25 protein-coding genes and 1 riboswitch are annotated in these 25488 nt (G+C 38.3%); of the genes, 9 read left to right on the top strand and 16 right to left on the bottom strand.

The window, feature by feature from the left end; all coding sequences use genetic code 11:
- Nucleotides 1–122: 122 nt before the first annotated feature.
- The 4 genes from HXV90_RS03820 to HXV90_RS03805 all read right to left on the bottom strand — a co-directional run bounded on the left by HXV90_RS03820 (nt 123) and on the right by HXV90_RS03805 (nt 4620).
- Nucleotides 123–464, bottom strand: a complete 342-nt coding sequence (locus HXV90_RS03820) for a hypothetical protein (RefSeq protein ID WP_269898420.1) — start codon at nt 462–464, stop codon at nt 123–125.
- 40 nt (nt 465–504) lie between these two features.
- The gene (gene pdxR / locus HXV90_RS03815; protein WP_048393035.1) at nt 505–1944 is read right to left on the bottom strand and encodes a MocR-like pyridoxine biosynthesis transcription factor PdxR; all 1440 of its coding nucleotides are present in this window, start codon (nt 1942–1944) and stop codon (nt 505–507) included.
- A gap of 133 nt (nt 1945–2077) precedes the next feature.
- Nucleotides 2078–3319: a glutamate-1-semialdehyde 2,1-aminomutase gene (gene hemL, locus HXV90_RS03810; RefSeq protein ID WP_442916335.1), complete on the bottom strand. Its 1242-nt coding sequence runs from the start codon at nt 3317–3319 to the stop codon at nt 2078–2080.
- 74 nt (nt 3320–3393) lie between these two features.
- Complete coding sequence (locus HXV90_RS03805) at nt 3394–4620, bottom strand: benzoate/H(+) symporter BenE family transporter (protein ID WP_259419475.1); 1227 nt, start codon at nt 4618–4620, stop codon at nt 3394–3396.
- A gap of 578 nt (nt 4621–5198) precedes the next feature.
- Here HXV90_RS03805 and HXV90_RS03800 point away from each other — a divergent pair.
- Entirely contained in the window at nt 5199–5741 is a 543-nt protein-coding gene (locus HXV90_RS03800) for a ribonuclease FAU-1 family protein (RefSeq protein ID WP_259950211.1), read from the top strand.
- Between the two features lie 180 nt (nt 5742–5921).
- Entirely contained in the window at nt 5922–6305 is a 384-nt protein-coding gene (locus tag HXV90_RS03795; protein ID WP_004224262.1) for a hypothetical protein, read from the top strand.
- Nucleotides 6306–6729: 424 nt separating this feature from the next.
- Here HXV90_RS03795 and HXV90_RS03790 read toward each other — a convergent pair whose 3' ends face one another.
- From HXV90_RS03790 to HXV90_RS03770, 5 genes are all read right to left on the bottom strand, one after another.
- A complete protein-coding gene (locus HXV90_RS03790) occupies nt 6730–7014 on the bottom strand; it encodes a hypothetical protein (RefSeq protein WP_259950213.1) in 285 nt (94 codons plus the stop codon).
- Between the two features lie 360 nt (nt 7015–7374).
- Nucleotides 7375–7917: a pyridoxamine 5'-phosphate oxidase family protein gene (locus HXV90_RS03785; RefSeq protein WP_054550225.1), complete on the bottom strand. Its 543-nt coding sequence runs from the start codon at nt 7915–7917 to the stop codon at nt 7375–7377.
- 326 nt (nt 7918–8243) lie between these two features.
- Nucleotides 8244–9242 carry an NADP-dependent oxidoreductase gene (locus tag HXV90_RS03780; protein ID WP_259950214.1) on the bottom strand — a complete coding sequence of 333 codons (999 nt, stop codon included), beginning with the start codon at nt 9240–9242 and terminating at the stop codon, nt 8244–8246.
- A gap of 31 nt (nt 9243–9273) precedes the next feature.
- On the bottom strand, nt 9274–9609 hold the full coding sequence (locus HXV90_RS03775; RefSeq protein WP_112118578.1) for an ArsR/SmtB family transcription factor: 336 nt from the start codon (nt 9607–9609) through the stop codon (nt 9274–9276).
- Between the two features lie 189 nt (nt 9610–9798).
- A complete protein-coding gene (locus HXV90_RS03770; RefSeq protein WP_269898419.1) occupies nt 9799–10395 on the bottom strand; it encodes an SCO family protein in 597 nt (198 codons plus the stop codon).
- 585 nt (nt 10396–10980) lie between these two features.
- On the opposite strand from HXV90_RS03770, the gene HXV90_RS03765 reads away from it, so the two are divergent.
- The 5 genes from HXV90_RS03765 to HXV90_RS03745 all read left to right on the top strand — a co-directional run bounded on the left by HXV90_RS03765 (nt 10981) and on the right by HXV90_RS03745 (nt 15517).
- The gene (locus HXV90_RS03765; RefSeq protein WP_004227946.1) at nt 10981–11316 is read left to right on the top strand and encodes a DUF485 domain-containing protein; all 336 of its coding nucleotides are present in this window, start codon (nt 10981–10983) and stop codon (nt 11314–11316) included.
- Complete coding sequence (locus HXV90_RS03760) at nt 11317–12870, top strand: solute symporter family protein (protein ID WP_048393056.1); 1554 nt, start codon at nt 11317–11319, stop codon at nt 12868–12870.
- A gap of 481 nt (nt 12871–13351) precedes the next feature.
- Nucleotides 13352–13690, top strand: coding sequence for a DUF485 domain-containing protein (locus HXV90_RS03755; protein ID WP_048393058.1), 339 nt, complete (start codon nt 13352–13354; stop codon nt 13688–13690).
- Between the two features lie 8 nt (nt 13691–13698).
- A complete protein-coding gene (locus HXV90_RS03750) occupies nt 13699–15243 on the top strand; it encodes a solute symporter family protein (RefSeq protein WP_048393165.1) in 1545 nt (514 codons plus the stop codon).
- Between the two features lie 97 nt (nt 15244–15340).
- Nucleotides 15341–15517: a hypothetical protein gene (locus HXV90_RS03745; protein WP_004227938.1), complete on the top strand. Its 177-nt coding sequence runs from the start codon at nt 15341–15343 to the stop codon at nt 15515–15517.
- 26 nt (nt 15518–15543) lie between these two features.
- On the opposite strand, the gene HXV90_RS03740 is transcribed toward HXV90_RS03745, so the two are convergent.
- The 7 genes from HXV90_RS03740 to parE all read right to left on the bottom strand — a co-directional run bounded on the left by HXV90_RS03740 (nt 15544) and on the right by parE (nt 23851).
- The gene (locus tag HXV90_RS03740) at nt 15544–16293 is read right to left on the bottom strand and encodes a TatD family hydrolase (protein ID WP_269899014.1); all 750 of its coding nucleotides are present in this window, start codon (nt 16291–16293) and stop codon (nt 15544–15546) included.
- Entirely contained in the window at nt 16283–17032 is a 750-nt protein-coding gene (locus HXV90_RS03735; protein ID WP_269898418.1) for an ABC transporter ATP-binding protein, read from the bottom strand. Before HXV90_RS03735 ends, HXV90_RS03740 begins: the two co-directional genes overlap by 11 nt.
- On the bottom strand, nt 17007–17780 hold the full coding sequence (locus tag HXV90_RS03730) for an ABC transporter permease (protein WP_269898417.1): 774 nt from the start codon (nt 17778–17780) through the stop codon (nt 17007–17009). Before HXV90_RS03730 ends, HXV90_RS03735 begins: the two co-directional genes overlap by 26 nt.
- Entirely contained in the window at nt 17780–18070 is a 291-nt protein-coding gene (locus HXV90_RS03725) for a thiamine-binding protein (protein ID WP_112118575.1), read from the bottom strand. The genes HXV90_RS03730 and HXV90_RS03725 overlap by 1 nt, the downstream gene beginning before the upstream one ends.
- Before the next feature lies 1 nt (nt 18071).
- Nucleotides 18072–19067, bottom strand: a complete 996-nt coding sequence (locus HXV90_RS03720; RefSeq protein ID WP_054550232.1) for an ABC transporter substrate-binding protein — start codon at nt 19065–19067, stop codon at nt 18072–18074.
- A 153-nt stretch (nt 19068–19220) separates the two neighbouring features.
- A riboswitch (TPP riboswitch) is annotated at nt 19221–19331 on the bottom strand.
- A gap of 108 nt (nt 19332–19439) precedes the next feature.
- Nucleotides 19440–21878, bottom strand: a complete 2439-nt coding sequence (gene parC / locus HXV90_RS03715; RefSeq protein WP_103118203.1) for a DNA topoisomerase IV subunit A — start codon at nt 21876–21878, stop codon at nt 19440–19442.
- Nucleotides 21875–23851 (bottom strand): DNA topoisomerase IV subunit B, encoded by a 1977-nt coding sequence (gene parE / locus HXV90_RS03710; protein WP_048393067.1) that lies wholly within the window; start codon nt 23849–23851, stop codon nt 21875–21877. The genes parC and parE overlap by 4 nt, the downstream gene beginning before the upstream one ends.
- 561 nt (nt 23852–24412) lie before the next feature.
- Here parE and plsY point away from each other — a divergent pair.
- Together plsY and HXV90_RS03700 are read left to right on the top strand one after the other, a co-directional pair.
- Entirely contained in the window at nt 24413–25015 is a 603-nt protein-coding gene (gene plsY, locus HXV90_RS03705; protein ID WP_048393068.1) for a glycerol-3-phosphate 1-O-acyltransferase PlsY, read from the top strand.
- 19 nt (nt 25016–25034) lie between these two features.
- Nucleotides 25035–25325, top strand: a complete 291-nt coding sequence (locus tag HXV90_RS03700; RefSeq protein WP_269898416.1) for a HesB/YadR/YfhF family protein — start codon at nt 25035–25037, stop codon at nt 25323–25325.
- Nucleotides 25326–25488: the final 163 nt, after the last annotated feature.

Raw genomic sequence — 25488 nt, 5'->3', positions numbered from 1 at the left:
ACTTTTCAGGGAACTGTCATTCATCTCCCCATTAATAATAAGAAGCGATTGCTCTAATTGAACAATCGCCTCTTCCCCTTACCTGTATGTATTGGTAAAAATTAAACACCATAATGAATCATTCATTTATCTTGTTTTATTGCATCAGCTATTTTTTTGATTAATTCTTCAAGTTCTGCAGATTGGTACTCGACATTGGCTTCACTCACCATATTTAAAAATTGTTTATGAGAGCTTGGTGGTATCAAGGTTATCCCCCAATAGGCGAGACTTTTAAATGGCCTATTTGTGTTGTGTGCAAAAGTTTCGAGGTGATGTATTTTTTTGCCAAAATCCTTAGAAAGCAGTTCATCAAAGAGGTCACCATCTACACCAATGCAATTGTATTTTTCAGGTTCATAAGCAGCATACTCCTTGTCTTTTTCTATACAAGCAATGATTCCAAACTCATGAATGTATGGCATAGTATCGCAACCCCCAATTCCCTTTATGCCCGGCTAATGATTACGTTTCTTGCAAGAGGATCTTTGCAAGACGAAAAATGCCTTCCTCAATGGCTTGCTCATCAATTTTAGCAAAGCCTAGTACCCATCCTTTTCGAGTATTTTCTAAGCAATACTTGCTCAGTGGATAAACACGTATCCCATTTTCGAGTGCGAGGTTCGTCATTGCTTCTTCATCAAACGATTCTTCCGCCTCAAGAAGCATATGCAAACCCGTTTCAATGCCACTTAGCTTGAAACGTTCGGCTAGTCCTGTCGCCATAATTGCCTTTGTCATCGCTTCATGTCTACGTCGATAGACATTTCTGGCTCTCCTCATATGACGCATAAAATGACCGTGCTCAATAAAATGAGCAAGCGTTAATTGCTCCATAATGGGAAGATGCCGATAGGTTAATTGTTGTACTTGCGCAAGCTGACGAATAGCATCTTTGGGGCCGATAACAGCCGATATTCGTATGCCAGGAGCAACCATTTTAGAAAAACTCATCATATATAATGTGTTGTGAGGTTGTTGGCTAAACAAGGTAGGAAGCGGGCCACCTCGATACCTAAACTCACCATCATAATCATCTTCTACAATCCAGAATTGATTTTTCGCGGATTTTTGCAGCAATTGTTGTTTGCGTGGCTCAGACATTATGACACCAACCGCACATTGGTGAGAAGGCGTAACAAAAATAAGCTTGGTTTGTGGATCAATCTGCTCTACTTGTACGCCATACTCATCCACGGGTACAGCAACAACATTCATACGCCGATATTTCATGGTCATCCAGGCTGCAGGAAAGCCTGGATCTTCAACAGAAACCGTTTCTCCTTCCTTAAGAAGGGCTTGGGCAATTAGATCGATGCTATGCTGTGCGCCAGAGGTTAAGATGATTTGGTCAATCTCTACATGTACACCTCTTTCAAATGTCAGGTAACGTTGAATCTGTTCACGGAGCGGTGTGAAACCGTAGGCATCGCCATAGCCCCAATTGGTCAGATCTGTTTCTGCTGAAGCCTGTAAAAACGATTGTCGCCAAGTTTTTCGGAAATGCTCGTCCAAATACGGCTCATGGGGACAAAAATCGATTGCGACGTTTCCATTTTCTTTGCCTCTAAACCAACTGTTTAATTCATCAACTGCCACGTTTAATAAAGGTAATGTTGGCGTAGATGGTCCTTGAGGAATCACCTCTTCTGCCAAGTTGGTTTTAAACCCCCATTCACTTACTCTTGTTCCTCCACGCCAATTTGTCACAGTATACCCTCGACTAAATAATTCCTCATAAACAATTTGTATGGTTGAGCGTGAAACACCTACTAATAAGGCGAGTTCTCGGGATGGAGGAAGTAACTCCCCTGGTGGCCATTTGCCTGTTGTAATATGATGAATAGCTTGGTCAAGTAACTGTTGCCATATAGGATTTTTATCGTCTCGGTTAACTTGTAACATTCAATTCACTTCCAGTTAGAATAGGGATTGTTAAAATATGCGAAAATTAATCGTTTTGTACCGTCAATAAGTATTATACTATCAAATCGATCATTTTATAGATATAGGATGTTTGTAGTCCACTTTGCATCATCTAATTACACGACATCCTTTTAAAGGCTACATCCGCAGCATGAATCGTTCTATCAATATCATGTATGGAATGAGCAGTCGAGATAAATATGCTTTCATATTGAGAAGGAGGTAGAAGTATACCCTGTTTAAGCATTTCTTTATAAAAACGGCGAAACATCTCAGCATCTATTTTTTGAGCATCATCAAAATTTTGTAAGGGATGATCGATGAATGCGTAGCCAATCATTGTCCCAGCTTTCGTTGTTTTAAGTGGAATATGATTGTTATGAGCTACTTTTGATAAGCCTTGAATAAGCCGCTCTGCTAACGCTTCGATATACGTATAACTGTTATGATTTAATTTATTGATTGTGGTATACCCTGCTACCATAGCGATTGGATTACCCGATAAGGTTCCAGCCTGATAAATACTACCTTCAGGTGCAATGTGATTCATGATTTCTTTTTTTCCACCATATGCCCCAACAGGCATCCCTCCACCAATGATCTTTCCTAAACATGTTAAGTCTGGTTTTATGTTATAAAGCCCTTGAGCAGAGTGGTAATCTATACGAAAACCAGTCATGACCTCATCGAGTATAAATAGTCCACCATACTTTGTAGTGAAAGAACGTATTGCTTGAAGAAATTCAGGGTTAGCTGGTATTCCCGCCATATTGCCTGCAAACGGTTCTACGATGACTGCTGCTATTTGTGAGCCATATTTATCAAAGATCTTTTTCAGGACTTCGATATTATTATAAGGTATGGAGATTGTATGCTTAGTGATCTCTATAGGTACACCCAGACTATCAGGAAGGCTGAAGGTAGCAATTCCTGAGCCTGCCTTTACTAATAGATGATCACTGTGCCCATGATAGTTTCCATCAAATTTCACAATCATGTCTTTGCCAGTAAAGCCTCTAGCTAGTCTAATGGCGCTCATTGTCGCTTCTGTACCCGAATTAACCATTCGAATCTTCTCTATGGAAGGTATGCGAGTAGCTATTAATGTTGCTAGCTTATTTTCTTGTAAAGTTGGCAATCCAAAACTTGTCCCCCTCTTGATGGCTTCAAGAAGTGCATCTGAAACTTCCTTATCTGCATGTCCATGAATTAATGGCCCCCAAGATAGAACATAATCTATATAGCGATTGCCATCAATATCATATATGTTTGAGCCTTTCCCGTGACTCATAAAAATTGGCTCCATCCCAACTGATTGAAATGCTCTCACTGGGCTATTTACCCCACCAGGCATAAGTTTTTTTGCTATTTCGAAGGCTTCTATTGATTTTGTCGTATCGATGTTAAAAACCACCTTTCGTAGTGATATTATCTTTGTCTAATTTGTTGTCCCTCATTTATACTTTGCTGTTTTCTGAGCAATGGAACATTCATTAATAAATGTGCGCCCAAACCAGCTACAAGCCCCCAAAATGCCCCGCCAACTCCAAGTAAAGTAACATTTGCGGCTGTTGCCAAAAAAGTAATGAGTGCTGTTTCGCGTCCAATAGGATTTGTTAAAGCATTGGCAAGGCTACTACCAATTGTGCCTAGCAACGCTAATCCCGCTAATGTTGCAATGAACGTAGCTGGGAGAATTAAAAACAATGCAGCCAATGTTACCCCAAAAATTCCGACAATTATATAAAAAATGCCACAGACAATACCTGCAATATAACGTTTTCTTGAATCCTCATGAGCGTCCTTCCCCGTACAGATGGCTGCTGTAATTGCTGCTATGTTAAAAGCATGCGATCCAAAGGGTGCTGTCAGGAGTGATCCCAATCCTGTTACAATCAAAATCGGATTGGCACTCGTTTTAAATCCATCATTTCGCAACACTAACATGCCTGGCATGTACTGTCCTGTTAAGGTAATAATAAAAAGCGGCAAAGCGACACCCAATAATGCATGTAGAGAAAACGTTGGCGTAACAAATACAGGAGACGCGAAGGCCAACTCGATATGGCTGAAATCTACCTGCCCCATACTTATTAAATAAATCAAGCCAATGACTAGAATACCGACAATTGCATAGCGAGATGTAAACCTTCTTAGTACGATATACGTAGTAAACAGGACGATGACAAGTAAAGGTTCCACTTTCGCACCACCAAAGGCTGAAATACCAAATTGTAATAAAATACCTGCCAGTAGACCTGAAGCAATACCTGGAGGAATAAGTTGGACAAAACGTTCGAACATGCCTGATAAACCTAGCAAAACAAATGCTATTGCAGAAATAATATAAGCTCCAATGGCTTCAGCATATGGGGTAACAGCTAAAGCTGAAACAAGAAACGCCACGCCTGGTGTTGACCAAGCTGTAATAATGGGTTCACGATATCGGTAACTTAGCCAGATACCCGTTACCCCCACACCAATGGAAATCGACCATATCCATGATGCAGTCATTTCTGGACTTAGACCAGCAACCTTGGCAGCCTGAAACACCAAGATAAAAGTGCCCCCATAGTTAACTAAGACAGATATAAAAGCAGCGATGGTGGGCGACAGGAAATCACGTACATTCAGTGAAACGGATGTTGAGTTCATACACTTTCCTACCTTTCTACAAATTATGTTAATCTCTTCTTCATACTAGGAATTCATCACGTATTCTCGTCCTTTAAGGACTGTTCCCTTGTGGAATGTCGTTTTCCTATTGTCATTAGCCCTCTTTATGTAACGTGTCATTCCATTAAAATGTCAATTTGCTTGATTCCAAGTAACGCTTTACTTGCCGCTATTTGATAAAATGTCAATCTACCTGAACTAAACAGTAGCACTTCCCCTCCTTGCTAATAAATGAACGGTCTTAGCATAACGTAATACGGATTGATAAAAAACATCCAAAATTGCGAATTTTAGCAGTCCATAAAATTAGGTACAATAAAATAACCTCTAAGGAGTTTTATAAAAATGATTAATCGTTAAAAACAAAGATTGATCATTCATATTAAGTTTGATAAAAAAATCCTGTGTTGATATGCAGGATTTGTCAACAAACGGGCCAGATTGTTGAATAACATTTTTTTGCAATGGTGCAAAACTCTACGGATATGTTATATATATTTTAAACTCACTAGTATGTTATAATTTACCAATAACATTAATTGAGGAGCGATTATCTTTTGAAAAAGCGGTTTTTACATAGAAACGATTGGACTAGAATTATAAAACGCGACTATTCTTTAGAGCAGATAAATCACAAAGATTTTAACGGATTTATTGCTCTTATAAAAATGAATGAAGTAAAAGAACCATTAATAACTGAATATTTAATTAAAAAGCTTTGTATTGTTGATAACAATTACTTATGGTTACAACAACTACCACTCAATGAAAATTTCGCTATTACATCAATGTTTAATGAAAATGGAGAAATTATTCAGTGGTACATAGATATCACATATGAAAATGGCGTTGAGAATGGAGAACCCTATATGTTGGACTTATTTTTAGATATTGTTGTATTACGAACTGGAGAAATCATTGAAAAAGATAAAGATGAATTAGAAGAGGCTCTACACAATAATTGGATTACAAAATCACAATACGATTTTGCCTATCGAGTTTTTTATCAAGTGTTGAAACAAATACACGAAGGTACTTTTAAATACTTTGATTTAAGTTTGAAGCATCGAGACTACTTATTAGGTAAGATTCATGAATAAATCATGCTTTAATATTTCATTACCAAATAAAAGTTTGAGGTTTACTTTAGGGGCTATTAAAAAAAGGATGTTCAACAAACGTTCATCAATCGGGCCAGATTGTGGAATAACGCCTTTAAAGAAATTTAGGTTAGCCGTCATCTTAAAGACTGGATTATAATAAACAAAAGAGGTGACTGAATGAGAAAGATTTCTATAGCAAAGATACTTTTTTTCCCGATAATAGTAGCATTAGTTACCACATTAAGTATCGTGTTTATCGAGAGAATATTCCAATCGGATATAATGCCTCCTTCGACGGCTGAGAAAATACTGCTTTCTGTACTGCTCTATTTAGGAATCTATTTATTTACTATTATCCTTGTAGTCCCTATTGAAATTTATTTAACTAATAGAATAAAAAACAAAATACTTTCTTTTGTTCTAACAAATGTTATCGGTTTAATTTTGGTGGGTTGCATTGATATTTGGTTCTTTACTCTTGGTGGTTTTATGTCTATATATTTGATTTTCCCATTGTTCTCAATTTTAACGTTAATACGATTCAATTCTGATGCGAAATAAAATATATAGAGAAAGATGACTGAAGGTTGGTTATCATTTCATTCAATATTCAACACTCGGGCGCAATTCTGTAACAAAGATTCAGCGCTCGTTGCCATTAAAGGGCCATATTGTTGAATAACACTTTTGACGATAAGAAATGCTATTCAAGTTTTTATGCAAATTTTTGAACAAGCTCCGCAAGTATAAACGCTGCTACTTCAACTGTTTATGCCATATGTATAGAAAACTGTATAATTAATTGTTCTATCGAAAAGGCACAAATGTTTATTTAACAACATTCGTGCCTTTTTGGTGTATGCCCAAACTGGAAACGTTTTTTTGTATAGAGTTGTATAGCCCCTGCTTAATTAAATACTGCAAATAAATCGATAAACTTTTCGCTATGTGCATCTACTAAAACCATTGAATTCATTTAGGGAATTTATTTTTTCTTTTTACAATCTAAAAGTATCGGTGTTATATTAAGTAGGATGGAAATAATTGTAAGTATCCATAACGACTTTTCCATAGTAGGTACAACATCCAATAAAGCTGTCCAATCTTCTACTTTTACCCAATTAGCTATTAGACTATTTTCTGCACATAGCGTTAATGCTGTAAATGATAATCCCATTGCCATCGCAAGCTTGTAGTCTTTGCCTGTTGCATACATATAAAGGTTAATAAAAGTTGCTATTATTGCGATAAGACCTAATATGACCCACATAATGATGCCCCCATTAAACTTTCAATTTTCAATATAGACATAAAATGGAATAATAAAGTTCCCTAAGCGACTTTTGTGAGTATTGCAGATCATAACCTTGTAATGGCACTCGTTATTCAACAATCGGGCGCAATTGTGGAACAACATAGCTGAAAAATGATCAAACTTTTTTATAAAAATCTCATACTTATCTAAAGAGAGTAACTCCATTTTGATCAATTTTTCAAAATGGAGTTTTTGATGTTGCTATTAGATAAGGATTAAGAGCTATTTGTTAATCCATCTTTATTCCAAAGCTACATCTGACTAGAGTTAGTGGTGCTTGCAGTGATTTGATGTACTAATTTCTGAAAACCAATACTATGTATGTGGGATTTTCTCAATATTGAACATCTCCCCTAAGGCAATTGGATTTTCTTTCGCGGTAATATGTTGAGGATCAATACGGTAAACTTGAACAGGCCCTCCGAAAACGGCTGATCGATATTTATCCACGTGTTGCTGGGATAAGGGGCGATTATAGTAACCAGGTACATATTTATTTATCATTTCTTGCAACATGTGTGTCGCTTCATTCAAATCCAAAATAGGCTGAGCCTTGCCAAAAACCATGACACTCATATAAGCCGTGTCCGTCTTTGCAGGTACTGGATTAGTAATGGTTCCATATTCATCGCAAACCGTAAAGCAAACCTCTGGGTTCTCTTCCATCACTTGATTTCGTCTCCCGCCAGTGGCTCCATGGAAATAAAGCACTCCATTTGTCCACACAAAATTAAGGGGGACAACATATGGCAAATGACCATCAACCATACCCAAATGCCCAATGCGAGCTTGCTGCAAAAATGCATCAATTTTGTTCTTGTCCAACACTTCTCTTACTTTATAACGTACCTTATCCATTGATATCACTCCTACTTGTAGTATGATGTGATTTTATCAACCTTTGGATTGAATAAAAACGTCCATAATTACAGCAATTAAGCAATCCATTTTCCAACTTGAACCAAAGACAAAACCACCGTTCGAACAAATAATGCTCAAACGATGGTTTCTATTGTTTAGGAGATAGGTAATTATAAACTTATTGGCTGACTAACTTTGCTATATTTACCTTCAAAGAACGCAAGTGGTGAACCATCGCTCATCTCAATATTGGGCTACATCTATCCTATAAAAGGAGAAGCCTTGAGGTTTGCGGTTATTACAAACAAAATACAATATAAAGGCTATTTCATTTTTACGATAATCTTCCCTTTTGCTCTACCTGACTCCGCATGTTCCATCGCCTTTTGAGCATCTTCAAATGAAAAAGTTCTATCAATGACTGGTTTGATTTTACCAGATTCAATTAAATCGGCGATTATGCGTAATTGATCGCCACTTGGTTTCATAAATAAGAAGGAATATTGAGCATGATATTTCTTTTCAAGTGAGGTCAGTTTATGACTTGCTGCTGAAAATAATAATGTTTTGAAAAATCCTGAACCATATTCTTTGGCGAAACGAGCATTCGGCGTGCCTGATACGGAGACAATTTTTCCACCATCCTTGATAATCTCGAAAGATTTTTCTAAGGTCTTTCCTCCAAGCGTATCAAAGACTGCATCATAATTTTTCAGTATAGCTTCAAAGTTTTCTTTCTTATAATTAATCACTTTATCTGCACCCAAAGATGTAACTAAGTTTGCACCAGCTTCGCTAGCCGTTGTTGCCACTGAGGCGCCCATTACTTTTGCTAGTTGTATAGCAAAGGTACCTACACCACCAGAGCCAGCATGAATTAAAATCTTTTGACCTTTTTGTAATTGCATGATGTCATGTAAAGCTTGGTATGACGTTAAGCCAACCAGTGGGATTGATGCAGCTTCCTCAAAGCTCAAATTTTTAGGCTTTAGGGCTATGTCATCTTCATGAATCGAGATATATTCCGCAAAAGTACCAATTTTACTCTTCCTTGGACGTGCATAAATTTCATCTCCTACTTTAAAGCGCGTCACTTTTTCGCCAACCTTTACGAGGACCCCTGAAAAATCATTTCCAAGGATCAGTGGCATTTTATAGTGGATTAACAGCTTTACTTTCCCATCACGGATTTTAAAATCAATCGGATTAATACTTGCTGCATGGATTTCAGCAAGTACCTCATATTCATTTATTTCAGGTGTAGGCACTTCTTTCATGCGCATTGGGACTTTGCCATATTGATCTATCACCATTGCTTTCATCGTTCATTCCTCCAGATAACCTATTATATTGTCAATAAAATTTCGTTAACAACGTCTCAATATCCAAAACAAGATTTTTTAACGAACCTAGTTTTGTCCGTATATCTATATAGTAAAAGTTTTTTGTACCTTCTTTGCGCATTAAAATAACACCAGCATCTCTCAAAATTTTAAGATGATGTGACACAGCTGGTCGAGAAAGATGTGTTTGTTCTGTGATTTCACCTACACGCAATCCCGTTTGACAATCTGTGCTCATTAATACCATTAAAATAGCTTGTCTGGTTTCATCACCAATTGCTAATAGTACCTTTTGAGAATTTATAAAGTCGTCCTTAATCAAGTTAAGCTGGTCCTGTTTATTCATTAAAATCCCTCCTCTTACTAATCAGTTGAATAGTTTAAGTTAATGAACCATTGCTGCATATAACGATATAATATTGCCGTATTCGCTGCAATATTGGGAAAGTAAATCGAGACGAATGATTTTTAAAGGCGTACATCTTACTTTCCCCTCTTTCCATAAAAAAACACAGAAGTCACATGGACTTCTGTGTTATTTGCTCTCCTTAATAAGAGCCTTCATATCTCCAACGATTGTTTCAACTGGTACGTTTGTCGCGCCATCATAGTCTTTTACAACTGTGCCGTCTGCGTTTACTAAATAATAGCTCGACATATGTATGACTTGGTCTGAGTTAGGATCGTTTTTAACTAATGAATTAAATGATTTACGTGCAAATTGTTCAATGAATTTTTGTTGATAGCCAGTTAGTAGCTGCCATTTGCTTTCATCTACAACATTATACGTATTTAAGTAATTTGTTAAAACATCAGGCTTATCCACTTCTGGATCCACGCTAAATGCCACAATTTGATAATCTTCAAGGCCTTCATCCTGTAGTGCTTGTTGAACTTCTGTCATATTAAATGTCATGGGTGGACAGATTGTCGTACAGTTTGTAAAAATAAACATGGCTATCCAAGGCTTACCTTTAAGATCATCTAGGGTCACTTGTTCATTTTTTTGATTTGTTACTGTGAAATCTTGAACCTCGAGATTTAATGTTGGTTCAAACTTGTAACTACCGCAAGCAGCTAGAATGCTACTAAATGCTAGAACTAAAACTAGCAATATACTTTTCTTTGTCATTAGTGGTGCCCACTTCCCTTCATTTCATCACCTTATTTTATTCATTATAGAAGCTAAACACAAGATAATGGACTTACACCCAGATGGCTATTTGTATAACATGTGAACATTAACTGATTCTGGAATTCCGCCTCACTAATTCTTCCAAATGACACATCCTTTTTAAAAATTTTTTCATAGCTTTTTTTTATCATTTTCGTTATTTCCCAAAACCTCAGATAATTGTTATATAACAAATTTTTTCTACTTAACAAGCTCCCATGGCATTTAATAGCAGAATAATAAAATACAGAAAATTCTCTTTTATGTTTGTATTTTCTCCTACATTCATTTTTATCAACAACAAACTATTTTAACAATATTATTTCATCAGAAAACTGCACGCTCTTTTAAACAGAATTTTTCTAATAAATCCTTATTATTTCTATGTTATTTCCACAAAACAGAAGTGACTAAAAATTATAAAAACTCAAAATTTAGTATTGCATTATAGGATTCTCCCCCATAAAATAAGTGAATATAACGACGAACGAAAAAGAAATATGTCGTTTAAAACAGAAATATATAACTTTAGGGGGAATAATAATGGCGAATGTTTCAAGCAAAAAACAGGCCCAATCAATTGATTATCATGCAATTGAAGCAATGGAATCGTTTAATAGCTTTGTAAAAAAGAAAAATACCTTTCTTTTCTCGATTACAGCAGTGTTTTTAATTCTTTATATCCTGCTTCCGATTCTTGCTTTCCAGCCTGTACTACAACAAAAATTCTTCGGAAATATTACGGGTGTATGGGTTTATTCTGCAGGTTTATTTATCATGACCATTGTGCTTTGTACAGTATATGTAAAAAAAGCTGCTTCATTCGATAAAGCTGCAGCTGCTGTTCTTGCAGAGTATCAGGCGAAAGGTGGAAAATAAATGAACATCGTATCCATAGGTTTCTTTTTAGCTATTGTTGGCTTAACACTTGTTGTTACCTATATTGCAGCAAAGCGTACATCTTCTGCGGCTGATTTTTACACTGCTGGTGGTGGTTTAAAGGGGTGGCAAAACGGCTTTGCGATTGCTGGTGACTATTTATCTGCGGCAGCCTTTCTTGGGGTGTCTGGTGCAATTGCCTTAACTGGCTTTGATGGTTTCTTCTTCTCTGTAGGCTATGTAGTAGCGAATTTAGTGCTGCTTTATGTCATTGCTGAGCCAATGCGAAACTTAGGCCGCTACACGTTAGCAGATATGTTAACGGCTCGTTTTAATGAAAAGCGAATTCGTGGTGTGGCAGCGTCTGGTACCATTATTATCGTAATTCTTTATATGATTGCACAGCTAGTTGGTGCTGGTGCATTAATTAAGCTATTATTCGGTATTGAGTATTGGATTGCTGTTTTAATTGTCGGTGTTATGATGACAACTTATGTATTGTTTGGTGGTATGACAGCGACTTCTTGGGTGCAAATCATTAAAGCAAGTCTATTACTATTCGGGACAGGTTTATTAGCGGTTTTAGTGTTAATGAAATTTGACTTCTCTCTTATGAAGATGTTCGACACAATTGCAGTAGATCATGGCGAAAAGTTCCTTGTACCTGGAATTAAGTATACAAGCACAATCGACTCCGTTTCGATGATGATGGCTTTAGTTTTAGGAACATCTGGTTTACCACATATTTTAATGCGTTTCTTTACTGTAAAGGATGCAAAAACAGCACGTTCCTCTATTTCTTGGACAACTTGGATTACAGCTATTTTCTTTTCATTAACAATTTTCTTAGGGTTCGGTGCATTAAACTTTGTAGGTTTAGATCAAATTCTTGCTGAAAGTAAGGCTGGTAATACAGCTGCTCCGCTTCTAGCGCATTACTTAGGTGGAGATGTATTGATGGCATTTATCGGCGCAGTGGCATTTGCGACTATTTTAGCCGTTGTTTCTGGTTTAGTACTAACAGGAGCTTCTGCCATTTCTCATGATATTTATGGAGAAATCATTAAGGGTGGTAATTTAACAGAGAAGCAACAGGTAGTAGCAGCTCGTACAGGCTCTATCTCGATTGCGATCGTGTCTATAATTCTCGCTCTGTTTGCACAAAGCTTAAACGTTTCATTCCTAGTATCATTCGCCTTTTGTATCGGTGCGTCAGCAAACCTACCTGTAATCCTTTATACAATCTATTGGAAGAAATTTAATTCTACAGGTGCTGTAACTGCGATGGTAACGGGGTTAGTATCATGTTTAATTTTAGGAGCAATGGGACCAAATGTGTGGAGCCCTGTTGAAGGTGCGGCTATCTTTGTTGGACAACCACTTGTGCCACTTGCTGTTCCAGCGATTATTACAATTCCATTAGGCTTTATTGCTGGATACTTAGGTACTGTTCTTTCATCTAACAAAGTGCCACAGGAAGAAGCAGAACGTATTTATAAAGAAATTCGTGTGAAAGCAAATACAGGCGTGTCTGTCTCTGATATTTCACATTAATATTTATACACCTCCTGCATAATGAATCTCAATTCAAAAAATGCAAAAAAATAGGCAAAAAATTCGATTTTTGGTCGAGTTTTTCGCCTTTTTTGTTATTCAATATCTACCAATTTATTTATCGAACAATATTATTTCACTTCCAAAAAACAGAAAAAATCCAATTTTCACTAGGTAAATAGTGTTTATTTTCAATTGAAAAAACAAGATTTTTTTGTAAATTTACCCTTCATTTTTTGTTAAGAATCTAGATTTCTCTTCACTTCATTTATTTATCTGAATTTTCTAAAACCCTTTATATTCTTGGCTTTGCGCCATTTTTTCTCTCTTAGGAGTATTTTCTGAAAAATTTTTTTTACATAATTTTTCTGAAATGTATTGCAATTTTGTGAACTGTTACATAAAATGAAAATGTGAATTCACTAAACTAGCAAAATCAAGTCTTGAGGTAGAAAAAATATACACAAAATGGGGAATGTTAATGGCGAACAATCAAGCAAAAAAAGGTATCGTGATTGACTATGATTCAATTGCAAATCAAGAATCATTTAAGTCTCTTGTACGAAGAAAGAACTCTTTTCTTTGGTCAATGACTGCCATATTTTTATCGGCATACATGTTGTTACCAATTCTGACATCGTACACGACAATTCTACACCAAAAGGCATTTGGGGAAATTACTTGGGTGTGGATCTATGCAGCAGGTCTTTTCATCATGACATGGGGGTTATGTCATTTATATGTAGCAAAAGCAAACAGCTTCGATAGAGAAGCAAAAGCGATTATCGCTGAATACGAGAACGGAGGTGGCCGCCGATGAGTAACGGAATGAGTCTTACAGCCATATTCTTCTTCGTAGCCATTGTTGGTTTAACATTAGTTATTACATGGTGGGCATCTAAACGTACATCTTCAGCAAGTGATTTCTATACTGCTGGTGGTGGCTTAACAGGCTGGCAAAATGGACTAGCTATCGCTGGTGACTACTTATCAGCAGCATCCTTCTTGGGTATCGCTGGTGCTGTAGCATTATTTGGATTTGATGGATTCTTCTTCTCTATTGGTTATTTAGTAGCTTACTTAGTGGTATTATATATCGTTGCTGAGCCATTACGTAACCTTGGGAAATTTACATTAGCTGACATGATTACAGCGCGTTTTGATAACGCCAAAGTCCGTGGAACAGCTGCTTTAAGCACTATTACAATTGTTTTATTCTACATGATTGCACAACTAGTTGGTGCAGGAGCACTTATTCAATTACTTTTAGGAATCGACTATTGGATCGCCGTATTAATCGTAGGATTCATGATGACAACTTACGTACTATTCGGTGGTATGACAGCAACATCTTGGGTACAAATTATTAAAGCTTGTCTTTTAATGTTGGGTACAGTTATTATTTCGTTCTTAGTATTAAAAGAGTTCGGCTTCAGTATCTCTACAATGTTTAAAGAAATGACAACGGTTACTGACAGTGGAGCTGCTTATTTAAACCCAGGTCTTAAATATACAAATGGACTTGATACAATCTCTATGTTAATTGCGTTAGTATTAGGTACTGCGGGTCTTCCACATATCTTAATGCGTTTCTTCACAGTAAAAGACGCGAAAACAGCTCGTTCATCTGTTATTTGGGCTACTTGGATCGTAGGTATCTTCTACGTTCTAACAATTTTCTTAGGCTTCGGTGCAGCAGCATTCGTTGGGAAAGAAGATATTATCGCAGCAAACGCTGCTGGTAACATGGCTGCCCCACTTCTTGCAGAAGCACTTGGTGGCGACATTCTATTCTCATTCGTTTGTGCAGTAGCATTCGCAACAATTTTAGCGGTAGTAGCAGGTCTTGTACTTTCTGGTGCATCTGCCCTATCTCATGATATTTATGGACAAATTATCAAAAAGGGTAAAATTACAGAAAAAGAGCAAGTTCTTGCAGCTCGTATCGGTTCGATTACAATCGCTGTTATTTCTATCCTATTAGCACTTGGAGCACAAACATTAAACGTTGCATTCTTAGTATCTTTAGCATTCTGTATCGCAGGATCTGCTAACCTTCCAGTTATCATCTACACAATTTATTGGAAACGCTTTAATACAGCGGGTGCTGTTACTGCGATGTTAACAGGTTTAATCTCTGCGTTAGTATTGGTTGCTATGTCTCCAAACGTTTGGAATCCAGTTGAAGGTAAGGCAATTTTCGTTGGTGATCCTTTAATTATGTTAACGAACCCAGCCTTAATCTCTGTACCACTTGGTTTCCTTGGTGGTTTCATCGGCACATTACTTTCTAAAGAAACAGATGATGCGAAGTATCGTGAAGTTGACGTTAAAGCAAACACAGGTATTTCTGTACAGGACGTATCTCACTAATACACTCGACAGCCTCGTAAGTATCTTGCTTACGAGGTTTTACTTTTTCTTCCCTATTCGCTACTATAGAATTAAAAATGAATTGGAGGCGATGCTCATGTCACAATCTAAAGCTAAAAAGAAGCGGATGCACATTAAACGCACAGTTGGTAAAGATGTTGAAAAAAATAGACAATCTATCTCTTTTAGTACACATGAACGTCTAACGAAAACAAAAAACGAAAAATTAGAGCATGATTATACGAAATATAAAAAGCAGTATAAGGACGAATAACTCGTACCCTATACTGCTTTTTCTTATTAAAGCCGATAAAATGTTTTCGTGTTTTGCGTAATAATTTTGGCCACTTCCTGTGTTGATAGCCTTTTGATGGAGGCAATCACCTCAATCGTTGAGTGCATCATCCATGGAGATGTACGCTTCTTCGTAAACGGTCCCTCAAACGGCCAAGGACCATCCGTTTCTACCATCATTAGTTCAATGGGATAAGCATGAATTAGCTGTTGAATTTCCTCTTCGTACAAGCAATCTGGCGTAATGGAAATAAAATAACCACGCTCTATCATGCGCTTCACAATAGCTTCATCCCCTTTAAACCAATGAAAATGGGCTTCGTGAAGCTGATGCTTTTCCAGCAAATCACACACAATATGGGCGTCCTCATATACTGCGTGTAACACAATTGGCTTGTCCAGTTCCTTCGCCAATACAACAAAACGCTCTAATAGAGCCACATAGGGACGTTCATCAATCGCTTGCTCTTGTTTTAAATAATAAGGTAGACCCACCTCACCAATAGCAACCATATCATTCTGATGCGAACGAATCCAATCAAATAAAGCTGTCTCATCATTTGGACTTAGTAAAGGCTGTTCAGGATGAAAGCCAAAAGCAGCCTTTACTTGCTGATAGCTATTCGATAAACGCAACGTTCTTTCACAAGAGGAAAGTTGCATACTAACCGCGATTACAGCTTTCACTTCTTCTAATAAGGAAGGAATTTCCTCATCGGTGTACTGATCCAAATGAATATGCGCATCAATCAACATACATATCACCCTTTTCCTCCTGTAAATACATAAATAATTGTTGCTTTAACGCTGTGAATGCTGCAGAATGTCGAATTTCCTCTTTCCGAGGTCTTTCAAACGGCACGATGATTTCCTTTTTAACGGTAGCTGGACGTTTGGTTAAAACAAGTATGCGATCTGCTAAAAAGAGAGCTTCCTCAATACTATGTGTAACAAATAGAATGGATTTGCGGTACTCCTCCCAGATAGATAAAAGCCATGCTTGCATTTCCAGTCGAGTAAATTCATCCAACGCAGAAAATGGTTCGTCTAAGCATAAAATCGGCTTATCACTGACCATTGCTCGAATAAAGGACACACGCTGCTGCATGCCTCCAGACAGTTCGTTCGGATAGGCATGGATAAAAGAGGCAAGACCAACCTTTTCTAACCATTCCTTGGCACGTTCAACATTTGATTTATGTTGTAATTCCTCTACAAGCGTGACATTTTCTATTATTGTACGCCAGGGTAATAGACATGGCTGCTGTGGCATATAGCCAATCGTTCCTTTTTTTCGTTGGATATCCTCTCCATTTAATAAAATGGCTCCTTGATCAATTGGCGAAACACCACCAATTAATTGAAAAAGTGTGCTTTTACCACTGCCTGAAGGACCAACGATGGCCACAAACTCGCCATCCTTGACATCAAAAGAAAGTTGATCAAGGACTTTGAGCGCATCGAAGGATTTAGCGATGTTTTGAATGCTGAGCATGATAGCCTCTTCCCTTCACCATGAATTTTTCAATTAAACGAATACCACTAAACAATAGTAAGCTCAAGAGAACAATCGCAAAAATTGCCACAAATACGCGATCTGTACGGAAGGAGGACTGGGCTAGGGTCATGTAAACACCAATACCCTTTTTTGCACCAAGCCACTCCGCAATCACAGCCCCCATCACACTATATGTAGCCGCAATTTTAATGCCTGAGAAAATAGCAGGATAGGCATAAGGCCATTCCAGCTTCCAAAAGGTTTGTGCCTTTGTAGCACCAACCATGGCAAAATAATGCTTTAATTCTGGAGCTGTTTGTCTAAATCCATCCATCGTTGCAATGACAATCGGGAAAAAGCACACAAGACAGATAATGATAAGCTTCGGTAATAACCCAAATCCAAACCAAATAATAAGGAGCGGTGCCAAGACTAGAATAGGAACATTCTGGGACATAATAAGAATTGGATAAAACAGTTCTCGAATAAATGTAAATCGATGCAACACTACTGCCACCGTTAGCCCACAAGCGATGCCAATGGCCAAACCTAGTAGAGCTAATTGTACTGTAGCGAATGCATGTGGTAGAAAGGTTTGATACGACTGAATGGCCTCCGACAAAATACTACTTGGTGCGGGTAATAACCAATGAGGAACTTCAGCAAACCGCACGATTAGTTCCCATATGAACAAGAGGAAGGCGATAAAAATTATCGTCCTTCCCTTCTGTAATGCACGTTTCATTACTGATATTTCCCCGTTAATGTCTCCATCGTAATACCCGTTGGCTGATATAAAATTTTCACTTGTGTAATGACATTAATGGCACCAAGTTCAATCATCTTCTCATTCATTTTTTCAATGATTTGGAGCAATGTTGAAAGCTCACCCTCCATCGTTGTTTCCAATGGATGTACCTCATATTTCACCCCAGAAGCATCGATCACCGCAATTGCTGCATCGACATATGGTATAACATCTTCATATTTCTCTGTCTTCGGAATGATTTGTACACTGATTAATGAATTTGCCATCTTATTTGGCCTCCTTTTTAGGTAAGAAATCATTAGTAAAGGCTTTTTTCGCATCAAATTCGCCCTCTAATACTTGATTGCTAGACATCCATTTCGCGTAATTTTCCCACACCGAAAGCTTTTGCTCTCCCCATTGCTTGGCATCGTCCTGGTATTTATCGGCCAGCCATTCCTGACTTTTTTGCACCAACGCTTTATCTAAATCAGGAGCTGCTTCGATTAAAATATCAGCCGCTTCACTTGGGTTTTCAATTGCGTATTCATAGCCCTTCGATGCAGCTGCCACAAAGGCTTTAACAACATCAGGATTGTCCTGTATCATTTTTTCATTTGTAGCTAAAACTGGCGTATAATAATCTAATTGATCACTATAATCTGTAAGATATAGCATATTGATCTTTTCCCCACGCAGCTCAGCTTCAATTCCTGTCCATGCATAATAAATCCAAGCAAAATCAATATCTTTTTCCATCATTGTGAAGAAATCTAAATCGCCTGCATTGACGATATCTAGCTTATTAATATCTGCCTTTTCTTTTTGCATGAGTGATTGTAAAACGGCTTGCTCTAATGGCGCGCCCCAACCACCATAGGTTTTACCTTCAAAATCCTTTGGCGATGTAATGCCCTTCGAAGCAATAGAAGCAAAGCCAGATGTATTATGCTGTATAATTGCTGCGATGGAGACCAGCGGCACATCCTGTACTCGTGCCTGTGTTATGCCTTCCTGATAGCTCACGCCAAAATCCGCCTTTCCAGAAGCAACAAGCTGATCTGCGCCCGCCTCACCAGGCATAATAATATCAACATCTAAACCCTGTTCCTCAAAATAACCGAGTTTTTTGGCAACATATAGTCCTGTATGATTTGTATTCGGCGTCCAATCCAGTACCACAGACACCTTTTTCAGCTTGTCTGCAGCCTGCTTGTCATCCTTGTCACTACAGCCTACTAATGTCAATAGTGCTGCCAATAAAATAAAAAACCATTTTTTCATGCGAAAGCCTCCCAGTTTGTAATATGAAAGTGTTCATGAATGAATGTTGTCACCAGAAGAAAGCGTATACAATGTTGGCAAGCTGTTGCTTGAAAACATAAAAAAACGCCTAGGATTCCTCCCAGACGTATTGCAATCAATCTTCAAAACTTTGCTTTTTGAATAGATGTTCCCTACGCTGGTACGAGCCAAATCAGGTTCAAAGGGTCAGCGTCTACCGGACACAATCTCAGCTAGCAATTACTAGCCCCCCTACATTCTTTCGCTATGAACTTTTCGATGATTATTATACCCATAGTTTCACTTAAATGACAAGGTGCTATTTTTGAATAGAGCTTAAAGCCCAGCGCTCCTAAGAGGCTGGGCATGCTATTAGCTTGGTTTCTGTTCTTTTTTGGCTGTTACAACATGAGAAATTGCTCCATCTGTTGCAATATCCACTTTAAATGAACCATTGGAATGGCGATCCGCACGAGACAATGCTTGTACGTCAATCATCTCTTGAACACCTTTTTCAGTTTCAATCACAACCTGCTCCTCGTCTGTTGCTTGAACAACTGCCACAATTCGGTGAGGGTTTGCTTTTAACTCTGTTAATACTTTTAGTCCACGTTTTGCACGACTTGCTACTTCAACTTCAGCGACATTCATTTTCTTCACGGCCCCACGCTGTGTCACAATCACTACATAGTGGGTAACATCTGGCTGTAATACATTGACGCCAACTAAGGCTTCTCCATCTTTTAGTGTGATCCCTTTCACACCACCTGTTTTCACACCTGTCACAGGTAGTTCCTCCATTGGGAAACGAATCGCATAGGCTGTATCTGTTGTGAGCATCAGCTCCACGTCATCAGTCACAAATGATGCATAGATCATCGCATCACCAGCCTTGACATTCATCGTTTTAATTGGCTTTGAATAACGCGTTACCGCATAGTCTGCGAGTGGTGAGCGCTTAATTTGGCCATCTTTTGTGGCTGTGAAGACATACGTATTTGGCTGGTCAAATGTTTCGAAACCATAAACCGCAATAATCGATTCATCTTCCCCTGTTGGTACAATACTTGAAATATGCTGGCCGAGATCCTTCCAGCGTATATCAGGCAGCTCATGAACAGGCTGATAAATATAATTGCCTCGATTTGTGAAAAGCAGTAGATGGTGCTGAGTATTTAAATTTGCTTCATACAATAAATAATCTGAATCCTTCATGGCAAAATCTTGCCCGTTTGAAGCGGCATGAGAACGTGTGGATGTACGTTTAATATAACCATCCTTCGTTACTGTTACGACAACCTCTTCACTTGGCACAAGGACATCCAATGTAATTTTGATTTCTTCAATTTCTTGCTCAATCTTCGAGCGACGAGGTTCTGTAAAGCGTTTCTTAATATCTAGTAACTCTTGTTTAATAACACGCACTAGCTTTGCTTCACTTTGTAGAATCCCCTCTAGCTTCGCAATTAGCTTATTTAACTCGTCCTGTTCCTGACGTAGCTCTGTAATATCCGTATTCGTTAAACGATATAATTGCAGGCTTACAATGGCCTCTGCTTGTACCTCTGTAAAATCAAACTTTGCTTGTAAATTAAGCTTCGCATCCTTCTTATCATTAGAAGAACGGATCGTCGCAATGACTTCATCTAAAATGGAAAGAGCTTTAATTAATCCATCTACAATATGAGAACGATCCTTTGCCTTTTGTAAATCATAAATGGAACGGTTTGTTACCACTTCTTTTTGATGGGCAATATACGCATCTAGCAATAATGGCAATGTCATCATCGTTGGACGACGGTTATGAATGGCAATCATATTAAAATTATAAGCTACCTGTAAATCAGTTGTTTTAAACAAGTACTGTAAAATTCCTTGTCCTGGTACATCCTTTTTCAGCTCAATTACGACACGTAAGCCTGTACGGTCTGATTCATCACGAATTTCTGCAATGCCTTCTAGTCGTTTATCTACACGTTGCTCATCAATTTTTTTCACAAGATTCGCTTTATTTACATCATATGGTAACTCAGTGATAACAATTTGCTCTTTACCACCCTTAATTGGTTCAACAACTGCTTGTGCACGGACGATGATTTTACCACGACCTGTTTCATACGCCTTTTTAATGCCATCAACACCTTGAATGATTCCACCCGTTGGGAAATCAGGTCCTTTAATCACCGTCATCAATTCATCTACAGTAACATTAGGCTTGTCTAAGCGCATCAACACAGCATCCAGTACTTCATCTAAGGCATGTGGCGGAATATCTGTCGCATACCCAGCGGAAATTCCTGTAGAGCCATTGACTAAAAGGTTAGGAAAACGTGCTGGTAATACAGTTGGCTCCATATCCTGATCATCAAAGTTTGGCACAAATTCGACCGTTTTCTTGCCAATATCTCGTAGCATTTCAGCGGCAATAGCTGATAGTCTCGCCTCTGTATAACGCATTGCAGCTGGAGGATCGCCATCTACCGAGCCATTGTTCCCGTGCATCTCAATAAGCATATGACGTGCCTTCCAGTCCTGACTCATCCGTACCATCGCTTCATACACAGAGCTATCGCCGTGCGGATGATAGTTACCAATTACATTACCCACTGTTTTTGCGGATTTACGGAACGGCTTATCATGTGTGTTGCCTTCCGTAAACATCGCATATAAAATACGGCGCTGTACTGGTTTAAGACCGTCACGTGCATCAGGCAACGCGCGGTCTTGGATAATATATTTACTATAGCGACCAAAACGGTCACCCATTACTTCTTCTAACGGTAAATCTTGAAACTTTTCTGTACTACTCATGCTTGGTCCTCCTCTTGTTGGATGAATTCATTCTCTAAAATGTTAGAATCATCCTCCATACCGAAGTCTACATTGGCTTCGATCCATTTACGACGTGGTTCCACCTTATCACCCATTAACGTCGTGACACGTCTCTCCGCTCGTGCACCATCCTCGATTGTGACACGAATCAATGTCCGTGTTTCAGGGTTCATCGTTGTGTCCCACAGTTGGTCTGCATTCATCTCACCAAGACCTTTATAGCGCTGTAATATGTAACCCTTTCCAACCTTCTTGATGGCCTTTTGTAAATCACTTTCTGTCCAAGCATATTCAATGACTTCTTTTTTCCCTGTACCTCTTGAGACTTTATAAAGCGGCGGTAGTGCGATATAGACCTTCCCAGACTCAATGAGCGGACGCATATAACGATAGAAGAATGTTAATAGCAAGACTTGAATATGTGCCCCATCTGTATCCGCATCGGTCATGATGACTACTTTATTGTAGGCAGAATCCTCCACCGCAAAATCCGTACCAACACCTGCCCCAATCGCATGGATAATCGTTGAAATTTCTTCATTTTTCATAATATCCTGTAGCTTGGCTTTCTCTGTGTTGATTACCTTCCCGCGCAATGGCAGAATCGCTTGGAATGTACGGTCACGACCTTGTTTAGCAGAGCCACCCGCAGAATCACCCTCGACTAAATACAGCTCATTTTTTGCCGCATTACGTGACTGAGCTGGCGTTAATTTTCCAGATAAAATCGTACTACCCTTTTTATTTTTCTTGCCATTTCGTGCATCCTCACGCGCTTTACGAGCTGCTTCACGCACTTGCTGCGCTCGAATCGCTTTACGAACAAGAGAAGCTGATAACTCTGCATTTTCCTCTAGCACATACAAAATTTGCTCAGACACTACACTATCTACTGCAGAACGAGCCTCACTTGTCCCAAGCTTGCCCTTTGTTTGTCCTTCAAATTGCAGTAAATGCTCTGGGATACGAACAGACACGATCGCTGCTAAGCCCTCACGAATATCTGTCCCCTCAAGGTTTTTATCCTTGTCCTTTAACAGGCCAATTTTTCTTGCATATTCATTAAAGACACGTGTCAATGCTGCCTTTGCACCCGTTTCATGTGTACCACCATCACGTGTACGGACATTATTAACGAATGATAAAATCGTTTCTGAATAACCATCGTTATACTGGAAAGCGAACTCTACTTCGATTTCATCCTGTACGCCTTCTACATATTTTACTGGATGAAGGACATCTTTTTCCTCATTCAAATACGCAACGAAAGCCTCGATGCCATTCTCATAAAAGAACACATCGCTCTTGCCTTCCTCGCGCTCATCAATTAATTCAATTTTTAAGCCCTTTAATAAAAAGGCTGATTCACGTAATCGTTCTGCTAACGTATCATAATTGAATTTTGTGACAGAGAAGATCGTTTCATCTGGTAGGAAATGAACAAGCGTTCCTGTCTGCTTGGTCTGCCCAATATTTTCAAGTGTTGTGACAGGCTGTCCACCATGCTCAAAGCGTTGACGATACTTTTTACCATCGCGATGGATTGTCACCTCTAAAAATGTTGAGAGCGCATTCACAACGGAAGAACCAACACCATGTAAACCTCCACTTGTTTTATAGCCACCTTGACCAAATTTACCACCAGCGTGTAGCACTGTAAAAATAATTTCTGGTGTCGGTTTGCCCATTTTATGCATACCGGTTGGCATCCCACGTCCAAAGTCGCGCACACTCATACTTTGATCTTTATGAATTGTGACAATAATATGAGATCCAAAGCCAGCCAGTGCTTCATCCACCGCATTATCTACGATTTCATACACAAGGTGATGAAGTCCACGGCCATCCGTAGAACCGATATACATGCCAGGTCGTTTGCGTACCGCTTCTAATCCTTCTAATACTTGTATAGCGTCATCATTATAGACGCTAGGTGACTGTTTATTCGTCAAAAAAATTCCCCTCCAAAAAACAAACACATGTTCTATTTATGTTCTCATCCTAATAATAATAGCATTTCCTGTCAATAGCTAGCGACAGGTCCAATAAAATTTTAAAATTTGCTCACAGTTTTGATCTTTTTTATTAATAGTAAACATCTTCAACAGTTGCTTAAAATTGGTATTTGAGCAAGACAGACTGCTTCTAGCTTCCATCATCATTTGACGCATTGAAGCCTACTTAGTTGCAAAATAAAGTTGTGATGCTTGCAAATAAAAGCACACTAACTCGTGCCTTGCGATTAAACAGGATAAAGTTAGACTTCTATTCTACCAAAGGAATGAGCGATTGACAAAATTGCCATTTTGCCTATATTTTTATAAAGGTTTTAGTGCTTCCTACAAATTTATGTCTAAAAGCCTAGTCCTCACTAATAGATTCTCTTTTGTATTGATTCAAGACTTCGGATGAAATCTCCTTCATAACATTGTAGATTAGCAAGAAAAAGTGTAAAATACTTGTTACAAACTATTAGTACCAAGTGATGGACTATGAATGAAAGGAGTCCAACTATGATCAATGGACTTATTATTTTATGTGCTTATCTAATCGGCTCTATACCTTCTGGATTATGGATAGGCAAAATTTTTTATAATACCGATATTCGTGAACACGGGAGCGGTAATCTTGGTGCGACCAATACTTTTAGAACATTAGGGAAAAAGGCTGGTATTATTGTTACGGTGATGGATGTCTTAAAAGGAACTGCCGCTGTCTTACTCGTGACACTTCCTGTTTTCTCTGATACTACACTCCACTCTTTATTACTGGGTCTTGTCGCTGTTATCGGTCATATGTTCCCGATCTTTGCCAACTTCCGTGGTGGGAAAGCTGTGGCAACGTCAGCTGGTGTATTATTAGGCTATTCTTGGCCACTCTTTGTCCTACTATTTATTACCTTTATTGTGACATTAAAAATCACAAAAATCGTCAGCTTAACATCAATGATAGCCGCTTTAGTAGCGCTTATCTATGCAATCGTTTATTATTTTATTACAGGTGACTTTGCATTAGGCATCTTGGTAGCCTTTTTATTTACCTTTATTATTTATCGTCACCGTGCCAATATTGCTCGTATTAAAAACGGCACCGAACCAAAGGTAAAATGGCTGTAGGAAGAGAGGAGCATTTGAAATGAATATTGCATTGACAGATGAAGCCCTACAATGGTTCAAACATGAAATGGAAGTTGAACCTGGTGATACAATTCGTTTTTATGCACGTTATGGTGGCTCAAGTCCGTTTCACGAAGGCTTTTCACTAGGAATGACACATGAGGAACCTATTGCCATAGGTGTGCAAACAGAAATTGATGGTGTTATCTATTACATTGATGAGAAAGATCTTTGGTTCTTTAACGATCACAATTTACATGTTGATGTTGATACAAGTAATGATGAATTACAATACGACTATCGTACATAAAGCAGTCTGTCCTTTCCATACATGAAAGGACAGACTGTTTTTTTATTTATTACAAAACAAGACACACGAAAGTTGCAAGGAATGTGATATTGCCACAAATAGCTAGATTTTTCATATCTCTTTCGTTTATCTCTCAAAAAAATTGTCCATTCTAAAGGTAATG

This window comes from Lysinibacillus sp. JK80 (assembly GCF_027557635.1).
GTDB classification, from domain to species: domain Bacteria; phylum Bacillota; class Bacilli; order Bacillales_A; family Planococcaceae; genus Lysinibacillus; species Lysinibacillus capsici.
The sequence above is the reverse complement of the archived record's forward strand: the minus strand, read 5'-3'. Positions and strand labels throughout refer to the sequence as shown.

Bases quoted from the DNA above. Each gene is read 5' to 3' on its own strand.
- HXV90_RS03820 (WP_269898420.1), bottom strand. From the start codon at position 464: ATGCCATACATTCATGAGTTTGGAATCATTGCTTGTATAGAAAAAGAC.
- pdxR (WP_048393035.1), bottom strand. From the start codon at position 1,944: ATGTTACAAGTTAACCGAGACGATAAAAATCCTATATGGCAACAGTTA.
- hemL (WP_442916335.1), bottom strand. From the start codon at position 3,319: ATGCCTGGTGGGGTAAATAGCCCAGTGAGAGCATTTCAATCAGTTGGG.
- HXV90_RS03805 (WP_259419475.1), bottom strand. From the start codon at position 4,620: ATGAACTCAACATCCGTTTCACTGAATGTACGTGATTTCCTGTCGCCC.
- HXV90_RS03795 (WP_004224262.1), top strand. From the start codon at position 5,922: ATGAGAAAGATTTCTATAGCAAAGATACTTTTTTTCCCGATAATAGTA.
- HXV90_RS03790 (WP_259950213.1), bottom strand. From the start codon at position 7,014: ATGTGGGTCATATTAGGTCTTATCGCAATAATAGCAACTTTTATTAAC.
- HXV90_RS03785 (WP_054550225.1), bottom strand. From the start codon at position 7,917: ATGGATAAGGTACGTTATAAAGTAAGAGAAGTGTTGGACAAGAACAAA.
- HXV90_RS03780 (WP_259950214.1), bottom strand. From the start codon at position 9,242: ATGAAAGCAATGGTGATAGATCAATATGGCAAAGTCCCAATGCGCATG.
- HXV90_RS03775 (WP_112118578.1), bottom strand. From the start codon at position 9,609: ATGAATAAACAGGACCAGCTTAACTTGATTAAGGACGACTTTATAAAT.
- HXV90_RS03770 (WP_269898419.1), bottom strand. From the start codon at position 10,395: ATGACAAAGAAAAGTATATTGCTAGTTTTAGTTCTAGCATTTAGTAGC.
- HXV90_RS03765 (WP_004227946.1), top strand. From the start codon at position 10,981: ATGGCGAATGTTTCAAGCAAAAAACAGGCCCAATCAATTGATTATCAT.
- HXV90_RS03760 (WP_048393056.1), top strand. From the start codon at position 11,317: ATGAACATCGTATCCATAGGTTTCTTTTTAGCTATTGTTGGCTTAACA.
- HXV90_RS03755 (WP_048393058.1), top strand. From the start codon at position 13,352: ATGGCGAACAATCAAGCAAAAAAAGGTATCGTGATTGACTATGATTCA.
- HXV90_RS03750 (WP_048393165.1), top strand. From the start codon at position 13,699: ATGAGTCTTACAGCCATATTCTTCTTCGTAGCCATTGTTGGTTTAACA.
- HXV90_RS03745 (WP_004227938.1), top strand. From the start codon at position 15,341: ATGTCACAATCTAAAGCTAAAAAGAAGCGGATGCACATTAAACGCACA.
- HXV90_RS03740 (WP_269899014.1), bottom strand. From the start codon at position 16,293: ATGTTGATTGATGCGCATATTCATTTGGATCAGTACACCGATGAGGAA.
- HXV90_RS03735 (WP_269898418.1), bottom strand. From the start codon at position 17,032: ATGCTCAGCATTCAAAACATCGCTAAATCCTTCGATGCGCTCAAAGTC.
- HXV90_RS03730 (WP_269898417.1), bottom strand. From the start codon at position 17,780: ATGAAACGTGCATTACAGAAGGGAAGGACGATAATTTTTATCGCCTTC.
- HXV90_RS03725 (WP_112118575.1), bottom strand. From the start codon at position 18,070: ATGGCAAATTCATTAATCAGTGTACAAATCATTCCGAAGACAGAGAAA.
- HXV90_RS03720 (WP_054550232.1), bottom strand. From the start codon at position 19,067: ATGAAAAAATGGTTTTTTATTTTATTGGCAGCACTATTGACATTAGTA.
- parC (WP_103118203.1), bottom strand. From the start codon at position 21,878: ATGAGTAGTACAGAAAAGTTTCAAGATTTACCGTTAGAAGAAGTAATG.
- plsY (WP_048393068.1), top strand. From the start codon at position 24,413: ATGATCAATGGACTTATTATTTTATGTGCTTATCTAATCGGCTCTATA.
- HXV90_RS03700 (WP_269898416.1), top strand. From the start codon at position 25,035: ATGAATATTGCATTGACAGATGAAGCCCTACAATGGTTCAAACATGAA.